The following is a 7,664-nucleotide window of genomic DNA, read 5'->3' as shown; positions in this document are numbered from 1 at the left end:
AAAACACTGCTTTCACACCCTATCCCAGGAGAAGACTTAACTATTCTAACCAAGCTAGTTCGCAATCTTTTGAAAGAATCCAACAGAAACTATCAAACTTTTTCTAAAAATTTGTCTTTATCATGGTATTCAAAAATTTTCGAAAAACTTTCGTAACAAATAAGTAATAAAACTGTAACATACTGTAAATACTAACTTTGAGTTACTAAATCAAACCCTAATCCCTAAAAAATCTCCATTTCAAAAATAAAGCCTAGAGAAAACTAAAAATGGAAAAATAAGCCCAACCACCCTGTACCGAAAAATCTTCAGAAAAGATATAAAATTCAACCAAGATAATTTTCCTTGGGATAAGAATTGAAATTTATAGCTGACATGATGCTGGGCAGATTGGCAAGGTGGCTCAGACTGTATGGGTATGATACCCTCTATGGAATAGAAGATGATAATGAGATATTAAGAATCGCAGAGGAAGAGGGTAGAATAATCCTCACTAGAGATGTAGAGCTCTACAGGCAGGCTCAGGTTAGAAATCTAAGGGCAATCCTAATAACCTCTAACTCCTTCGAAGAGCAAGTTAAGCAGTTGATGATGGAGAGAGTTGAGTTCAGTGAACTTTTTCCAGAGAATGCTCGCTGTCCTAAGTGCAACGGTGTCATAAGGTCAGCAAAAAAAGAGGAGGTTAAAGGAAAAGTTCCAGAGAATGTTTACAATTCATATAATGAATTCTACATTTGCACAAGTTGTGGCCAAATTTACTGGCCAGGGAGGCAGTGGAGGGAGATGTTGAAAATGGACAAAAAGATAAAGGCTAACAAACTCTAGGAACGGGATCACCGAGAGGCGGCTCTAAAAATCTTCTTCCACCAATTCCCGTCTCCAGAATAACTTTTCCTCTGTATTCACCAATAACTTCTCCTATTATTGCGGCATCCCTACCCTTTTCTGTCTTCTTCATGGCCTCAAGTGCCTCCTCCGCATACTCCTTCGCCACTATCATTACAACTTTTCCTTCGTTTGCAACTTCATAGGGACTTATTCCAAGCATTTCGCTGGCAGCTTTTACTTCTGGCCTAATTGGTATTGCCTCCTCTCTTACCAAAATTCCAACGTTTGCCTTTCTTGCCATCTCGTTTAGTGCGTTGCTCAATCCTCCTCTTGTGGGATCTTTCATTGCGTGGATGTTCTCCCAACCAATGGCATCTGCAACGGCCTTTACGACATCCCAAATTGGAGCTACATCGCTCTTAAGCTCTGTCTCAAAGGAGATCCCCTCTCTATGGCTCATTAGTGCTATTCCGTGGTCTCCAATTGTTCCACTCACTAAAACGACATCCCCAACTTTTGCGCCGGCATCGCTTATCGGCCTCTCAGCTACCCCCACTCCAGCTGTTATAACGAAGATTCCTATCCTGTCTTCAACGACTTTTGTGTCTCCAGTAACAATTGGAACTGGAACCTCTTTAGCTGTTTCGTCCATCGACTTCAGAATCTTTTCCAGCTCACTAACTTCAAACCCTTCCTCGATTATCAACGAGCTTGCAATTGCCAAGGGTTGAGCTCCCATGACAGCCAAATCGTTTACAGTTCCGCTAACGGCCAACCTTCCGATGTCTCCCCCTGGGAAGAATATCGGCTTTACTGTATGCCCATCTATTGTAAACACTAAATGCTTATCTCCAAGGGGGATTGTAGCTCCGTCATCAAGCTCCTCTAATCCTATTCCTCCAGCAGAATTAAGGGTTAAATTCTTGAGGATTACCTCCCTAATTAGTTCTTCCATTAATTCTCCTCCGGCTCCATGCTCAAGCCTGATTCTCATTTTGCATCCCAAGCTAGTGTTAGGCAAGGGTTATTAAAATCATTATGCCCAGGGAGAGGAAAATGAAGGAAAGAAAAATAGCTGGAATAAGTTGGAACGTCTTTCTTCTAGGGCTTGTAAGCTTTCTAAATGATATGAGTAGCGAGATGATAGCCCCGATAGTTCCAACATACCTTACAGACGTTCTTCACATAGGAAAGGCTCTAAGCGGATCCATTATGGGCTTGATTGAAAGTTTGAGTTCCTTGTTTAAGGTTCTCTTTGGCTACATAAGCGACAAGTTCAGGAGAAGAAAGGTCTTCGTAGCCCTTGGATATACACTCTCAGCCGCCTCCAAAGGAGGGTTAGCGTTTATAAACAATTGGTGGGAGTTTGTTGGCCTTAGAATTCTCGATAGGGTGGGCAAAGGAATAAGAACTGCTCCAAGGGATGCACTAATTGCCGAATCCTCCGAAGAGGGGAGGACTGGAAAGTCTTTTGGGTTCCACAGAATGATGGATACTTTAGGAGCCGTGGCTGGGCCCCTTGTCTCAATAGCTCTCCTCGTGCTACTCTCAAACCTTCCAGTAGTTAAAGCTTACAGGGCAATCTTCCTCCTCTCAGCTCTTCCTGGACTTGTTGGAGTGTTTCTCGTTTTATTGTTCGTGAAAGACAAGGGGAGAGAGGTAAAGAAAGTCATAAAAGGCATATCTACTCTAAGATCTAAAGAACTTCAACTCTTCCTCTTAGTTGTGGCCATCGGGGCGTTGGGGAGGTACAGCTATGCATTCACCCTTTGGAAAGCTGAAGAACTGGGCCTAAGTGTTGTTCAAGGGCTCAGCTTTTATGCGCTCTTCAACCTAATCTATGCCTTCTCCTCTTATCCACTGGGAATTTATTCCGACAAGATTGGGAAGAGAAAACTGATAACGCTGGGATTTGGAATAGCAGCTTTAGCTTCGCTGACATTTGCCTTTGCAAAAGATATTATCACCTTAGGCTTAGCATTCATTCTTTATGGAGTGTACATAGCAATAGAGGATACAATCCCAAGAGCTTACATGGCCGATCTGGCAAAGGAATTCGAAAAAGGGACGGTAATTGGGGCTTACCACACAGTATTTGGAATCCTCGTCTTTCCAGCTTCAGTTATCTCAGGCTTGCTATGGCAGAAGTATTCCCTTGAGTACGCGTTCATCTATGCAACGATAATGAACATGACGGCCTTGGTTCTAATGATCATTACAGATAGGAGAACTTTTATTAGCTCATAATTCCAAAAACCTCTCGGTGGTGAGCATGAAGTTCGAGGAGCTGAATGAAAAAATCAAGAAGGTATATGGAAAAGTGAGGACAATAGATGACTTCCACTGGCATATTAGCGATAATTTAATTCACGGAATACACAAGAAGAGCGGATTAAGGCTGGAGATAAGAATTGCCGAAAGTAAAGAAGCTGCAGACAAAATTGCCCAGAAAAAGGAGCCTGGCAACCTTATGGTAATTGTAGTCCCTGGGAAGGAGACATTCTACGTTAACAATGGAGCCTTTGTCCTGGCATTGAAATTTCTAAGATCTACGATCCAAGACATCTCTGACCACATAGTGTGGGCGGGCTTTAAGGTTGTTGAGAGAGATGGAGCTTTAGAGCAGGAGGACATCTACGAGTACTTAGGGGGAAGGTTGATAGAGCATATAAAGTCTGGAATGGTCAATGGAAAGGACTACATATTCTGGCAGTTCTACAAATGTGAACACTGCGGAAAGTATGTCGACATTGAGAACTTGGTAAGGCATATGAAGACTCATGGAGAAGACGTAAAAGAGTGGAGTGAAGAGAAATATGAAGTTTTGGAGCTCAGCTTTGAGGACAAGAAGGTCTACAACAAATTTGGCAAAGAGGTTCCTCTAGAAGAGTTCGTTGAAGAAACTCAGGACTTCATTAAGGAAGTATTTGAGAGCTAGGGGATGGTTATGTTTTTCCTAAAGACTAAGATTATCGAGGGAAGGGGAAGTTTGGAGTATCTTCAAAAGGAAGCTATTGGGTTCGAGAGGGCTTTAATCTTAGCGTCAAGCTCTATGAAAAGGTTAGGGTTTCTGAAGGAAGCTGAAGACTATCTAAGGGAAGGTGGAGTTGAGGTAATTTCAATAGCAGGCCTTCCTCCTGAGCCCACGAAAGACGTTGTCGACGAGTTCCTCCCAAAAGTTAGGGAGTTTTCTCCAGAGATCCTCATTGCAATTGGTGGAGGAAGTGTTATCGATATGGCCAAAGCTCTAAAGGTATTTTACGATGTCCCAGGAATTTCATTTGAGGAAGTTGCAATCAAGAGTAGATTTTCGAAGCCGAGACCCGTTCCAAAGCTGAAAACTCCCCTTATAGCTATTCCCTCAACGAGCGGTGCTGGAAGTGAGGTTTCAGCAGCGAGCGTGATTAAGGTAGGGGACGTTAAGTACACGATTGTAACTCCCGAGATAGCTCCTGAAGTGGCTATACTTGACCCTAGATTACCCGAAGGAATGCCCCCAGAAGTTGCCAGGAATTCTGGAATGGATGTTTTAGTTCATGCGATAGAGGCTTATGTTTCAAAGGCTTCCTCACCCTTTACAGATGCAATGGCAGTTAAAGCGGCAAAAGCTGTGTTGGAGCATTTAGAGGAGAGCATTAGAGGAGACAAAAATGCCAGAGAGAAAATCCACTATGCAGCTACAATGGCTGGCATAGCTTTCTTAAACGCAAGGCTTGGACTCGTTCATGCGATGAGTCATAAGGCCGCATGGATAGGACCGCATGGTCTCGTAAATGCCATTCTACTTCCCTATGTGATGGAGTATAACATGGCACGCAGGAGAGAGAAATATGATGCATTGGCGAGGGAATTGGGATTTGACAATGCTGAAGAGCTCCTTGAAGAGATAAAAGCTCTGAACGAAAGGCTTGGAATAGGACCCATCTCAAGTTACGTCAGCGAGGAGGAGTTCTTAGCGAAGCTTGATGAAATGGTAGAGAGAGCCTATGAAGATCCCCTCGTTAACTTCAACCCAGTTGAGCCGAGAAAAGAGGACATTAGAAGAATTTATGAGAGGGCCTTCTATGGAGATTGACAAAGGACTTGCAAAGTTCGGAGATTCGCTGATAAACTTTCTTTACTCTTTAGCACTAACTGAATTCCTGGGAAAGCCCACTGGAGATAGAGTTCCAAATGCATCTCTAGCGATAGCTCTAGACCTAACTGGATTGTCAAAGAATCTTAGGAGAGTAGATAAGCACGCAAAGGGAGATTATGCTGAAGCATTAATAGCCAAGGCCTGGCTAATGGGGTTAATCTCGGAGAGAGAAGCAGTTGAAATAATCAAGAAAAATCTAACTCCAGAAGTCCTTGACTTTTCTAAGAAGAAGGAAGCAATAGGAAGGGCCCTAGCTCCCCTTTTGGTGATTATAAGCGAGAGACTCACTTCCTCTCAAGTTTGAACCTGGGCTCTTCTATCCACTCACTCTTACACTTAGGACACCTGCTGGGGATGTTTATCTCGGCCTTAAATACAAAGCCACACTTGCGACATTGGGCAGGTTTAATAAGCAACACCATTCCTTCCCTTTTGGCGATCTTTGAAATTACCTTTAGATCTTCCAAGATGACCTTCTTTGACCCCTTTCCCCTCATATCTAAAATCCTCGCTAGCTCACTTGGACTGTAATCCCCCTCCAACAGCAACTCAATTATCTTTTCTCTCCTTGTAGCCATGTGCACACTTTATCTCCAAACAATTTTAAACGTTTGGGAATAAGGTAATATGATGAGAAGTGGCGTTGCAGAGCTCCCACTCCATACAGGAAAGGTTCCACCTTGGTTGGCCAATAGAATGAGGAAGCTCTCGAAGTTAGTGCTAAAAATACTCGTCGAGGAATATGGAACCAAGGGTCTACTTGAAAGGTTAGCTGATCCCGTTTGGTTCCAAGCCTTTAATAATCTTATAGGCATGGACTGGGATTCTTCAGGAAGCACAACTGTGACGACTGGAATAATAAAGGAGGCTCTTGCCGAGTTAGACTTGGGCGTTATGGTGGCTGGAGGGAAGGGAAAGAGCAGCAGAAATACCCCAAACGAATTGGAAAAGATAGCCTCTAAATTTGAACTTGATCCCGAACCTTATGTAAAAACCTCGAGGTTAGTTGCGAAAGTTGATTCGGTGGCCCTCCAAACTGGATATCAGCTCTATCACCATGCATTCTTCTTAGATGAAGAAGGAAATTGGGCCGTTGTTCAGCAGGGGATGAACACGGAGCTAAGGCTTGCGAGGAGATATCACTGGTTTAATGAAAAGCCCGATGTAGAGGAACTTTTAAACCCTCACAAAGGAGTTGCAGGAGTTAAGAGGGAATTCGCCTTAAATACAGTTGATAAGGACTCCAAAGAAGTACAAAAAGCAATAATTGAAATTGCCCAGGAGGGGAGGAGGGTAGTTAGGGATTTGGAAACTATAAAAGCCCTCTCGAAGGGTTATGCTGTATTTTACAAGCCAAGAGATGTGGATGTGAGAGAGGTTGTAAAAAGGTATGAAAGCTTGGGAAAGATAGAGCTTAACTTAAAGGCTCTGGAGTTTGCCAAGGAATTGGCAATCGAGAATTACAAAGAATTTCTACTAATAAAAGGTCTCGGGCCTGGGACTCTAAGAGCTTTGGCATTAGTGGGAGAGCTCATATATGATGTAAAACCAAGCTGGAGGGATCCAGTAACTCATCCAATTGATCCATTTAAGTTTGCATATGCCGTGGGGGGAAAGGATAGGGTTCCCTTCAGGATTGAGAAGGGAACATATGACGAGCTCATAAGATTTCTGGAAAGGTTGACTGAGACTGGAAACAGAGAAATATTAAAGAGGGTTAAGAAGATAAGCGAAAAGTGGAAGTTTCCAGAAGAGGAAAAGATCCCTACCTTTTGAACAATGCTGAGAGCATTCCGTAGTAGGTGGGGCAGGCGTAGGAGATGTGCACTACTTTTGAAAACTTGACTTCTTGCATCACACCATGAGCTATTAAAAGAGACCAGTAGCTATCTGGCTTTGCTTTCTCTATGAAGTCATTTTCAAGCTCTAAAAGTCTCGAGAAGTCCATATTCTGCATCAATCTGTATATTAGACTATCATATTCTTTAGATTCCTTAGCGTAGCCATAGGGACCCTTTGGATCGTGCGCATGTCCATGGTCAGCACTAACTATCAAGGCAACTTCCTTCTCACTTCCCTCAAGTACTCTACCTAAATGCTTTCCGAATTCAACTAGAACCTCTCTCTTAACTTCCCTGGGAGGAGAAATTAAAACTAAAGGCTTTTTTCTGAGAAAGTGGAGGGGAATCATTTCTCCCCAAGTAAGGGGAAACCTTGAGTACCTCCCTCTGGCTGAAGCGAAATTAACGTCAACAACTGGGAACTTATCTTTTGAACTTAGGTATATCTCCCTAGCCAATTCAACATCTGTCTTGTATTCGCTCTCTACCGGTATTGGAACATCGTTAAAAAGTAGCCAAGGGATTAAGTTCTCTGCAATGACAATTGCTATAGCCTCACTACTTCTTACGTTGTGCGGTGTTATGAGGACGTAACTTTCCACATCCTTCAGCTCTTCCCCAATTTTCTTCAAGTTAGCATTCAAAATTTTGCTGTCCTCATCTATAGGATAAACAGCCTCATTTCCATGGGGCATTATGGCCATATATCTGAGCATATTCCTCACCAAGATATCTTTCTTAGCGTTACTATTAACGTTTTCCTTAACATTTCTCCAAAATATTTCGGATTTGTTTAATATTTAACTGAGATTTAATTTACAAATACGACAATATAATCTCACAAAGATAAAAGTTTT

At 42.7% G+C, this 7,664-nt stretch carries 9 protein-coding genes; 6 read left to right on the top strand and 3 right to left on the bottom strand.

Annotated features, from left to right (window positions below; translation table 11 throughout):
* Positions 1-357 precede the first annotated feature (357 nt).
* Entirely contained in the window at positions 358-825 is a 468-nt protein-coding gene (locus PWP39_RS04495; RefSeq protein WP_014835177.1) for a DUF5615 family PIN-like protein, read from the top strand.
* Here PWP39_RS04495 and hypE read toward each other — a convergent pair.
* Positions 812-1,822, bottom strand: coding sequence for a hydrogenase expression/formation protein HypE (hypE, locus tag PWP39_RS04490; protein WP_014835178.1), 1,011 nt, complete (start codon positions 1,820-1,822; stop codon positions 812-814). The genes PWP39_RS04495 and hypE overlap by 14 nt on opposite strands.
* Positions 1,823-1,884: 62 nt before the next feature.
* On the opposite strand from hypE, the gene PWP39_RS04485 reads away from it, so the two are divergent.
* From PWP39_RS04485 to PWP39_RS04470, 4 genes are read left to right on the top strand one after another with little or no spacing between them, the layout of a single operon-like run.
* Positions 1,885-3,075 carry an MFS transporter gene (locus tag PWP39_RS04485; RefSeq protein WP_014835181.1) on the top strand — a complete coding sequence of 397 codons (1,191 nt, stop codon included), beginning with the start codon at positions 1,885-1,887 and terminating at the stop codon, positions 3,073-3,075.
* Positions 3,076-3,100: 25 nt separating this feature from the next.
* Positions 3,101-3,766 (top strand): hypothetical protein, encoded by a 666-nt coding sequence (locus tag PWP39_RS04480; protein ID WP_011011727.1) that lies wholly within the window; start codon positions 3,101-3,103, stop codon positions 3,764-3,766.
* A 9-nt stretch (positions 3,767-3,775) separates the two neighbouring features.
* Entirely contained in the window at positions 3,776-4,903 is a 1,128-nt protein-coding gene (locus PWP39_RS04475) for an iron-containing alcohol dehydrogenase (protein ID WP_011011728.1), read from the top strand.
* On the top strand, positions 4,893-5,270 hold the full coding sequence (locus PWP39_RS04470) for a ribonuclease III family protein (protein WP_011011729.1): 378 nt from the start codon (positions 4,893-4,895) through the stop codon (positions 5,268-5,270). Before PWP39_RS04475 ends, PWP39_RS04470 begins: the two co-directional genes overlap by 11 nt.
* On the opposite strand, the gene PWP39_RS04465 is transcribed toward PWP39_RS04470, so the two are convergent.
* Positions 5,251-5,544, bottom strand: coding sequence for a transcriptional regulator (locus tag PWP39_RS04465; protein WP_011011730.1), 294 nt, complete (start codon positions 5,542-5,544; stop codon positions 5,251-5,253). The two genes, PWP39_RS04470 and PWP39_RS04465, sit on opposite strands and share 20 nt — an antisense overlap.
* Before the next feature lie 49 nt (positions 5,545-5,593).
* On the opposite strand from PWP39_RS04465, the gene PWP39_RS04460 reads away from it, so the two are divergent.
* Complete coding sequence (locus PWP39_RS04460) at positions 5,594-6,742, top strand: DUF763 domain-containing protein (RefSeq protein WP_011011731.1); 1,149 nt, start codon at positions 5,594-5,596, stop codon at positions 6,740-6,742.
* Here the strand turns inward: PWP39_RS04460 and PWP39_RS04455 are convergent.
* The gene (locus PWP39_RS04455; protein ID WP_014835182.1) at positions 6,732-7,523 is read right to left on the bottom strand and encodes a DODA-type extradiol aromatic ring-opening family dioxygenase; all 792 of its coding nucleotides are present in this window, start codon (positions 7,521-7,523) and stop codon (positions 6,732-6,734) included. The genes PWP39_RS04460 and PWP39_RS04455 overlap by 11 nt on opposite strands.
* Between the last annotated feature and the right edge of the window lie 141 nt (positions 7,524-7,664).

Origin of the sequence: Pyrococcus sp. (assembly GCF_030153625.1) — an archaeon.
Taxonomy (GTDB): domain Archaea; phylum Methanobacteriota_B; class Thermococci; order Thermococcales; family Thermococcaceae; genus Pyrococcus; species Pyrococcus furiosus.
This window is presented reverse-complemented; position numbering and strand designations above follow the sequence as displayed.

What these genes read in the sequence shown, in the direction of transcription:
- hypE (WP_014835178.1), bottom strand. Translation starts at nt 1,822, where the DNA reads ATGAGAATCAGGCTTGAGCATGGAGCCGGAGGAGAATTAATGGAAGAA.
- PWP39_RS04465 (WP_011011730.1), bottom strand. Translation starts at nt 5,544, where the DNA reads ATGGCTACAAGGAGAGAAAAGATAATTGAGTTGCTGTTGGAGGGGGAT.
- PWP39_RS04485 (WP_014835181.1), top strand. Translation starts at nt 1,885, where the DNA reads ATGAAGGAAAGAAAAATAGCTGGAATAAGTTGGAACGTCTTTCTTCTA.
- PWP39_RS04480 (WP_011011727.1), top strand. Translation starts at nt 3,101, where the DNA reads ATGAAGTTCGAGGAGCTGAATGAAAAAATCAAGAAGGTATATGGAAAA.
- PWP39_RS04455 (WP_014835182.1), bottom strand. Translation starts at nt 7,523, where the DNA reads ATGCTCAGATATATGGCCATAATGCCCCATGGAAATGAGGCTGTTTAT.
- PWP39_RS04475 (WP_011011728.1), top strand. Translation starts at nt 3,776, where the DNA reads ATGTTTTTCCTAAAGACTAAGATTATCGAGGGAAGGGGAAGTTTGGAG.
- PWP39_RS04470 (WP_011011729.1), top strand. Translation starts at nt 4,893, where the DNA reads ATGGAGATTGACAAAGGACTTGCAAAGTTCGGAGATTCGCTGATAAAC.
- PWP39_RS04460 (WP_011011731.1), top strand. Translation starts at nt 5,594, where the DNA reads ATGATGAGAAGTGGCGTTGCAGAGCTCCCACTCCATACAGGAAAGGTT.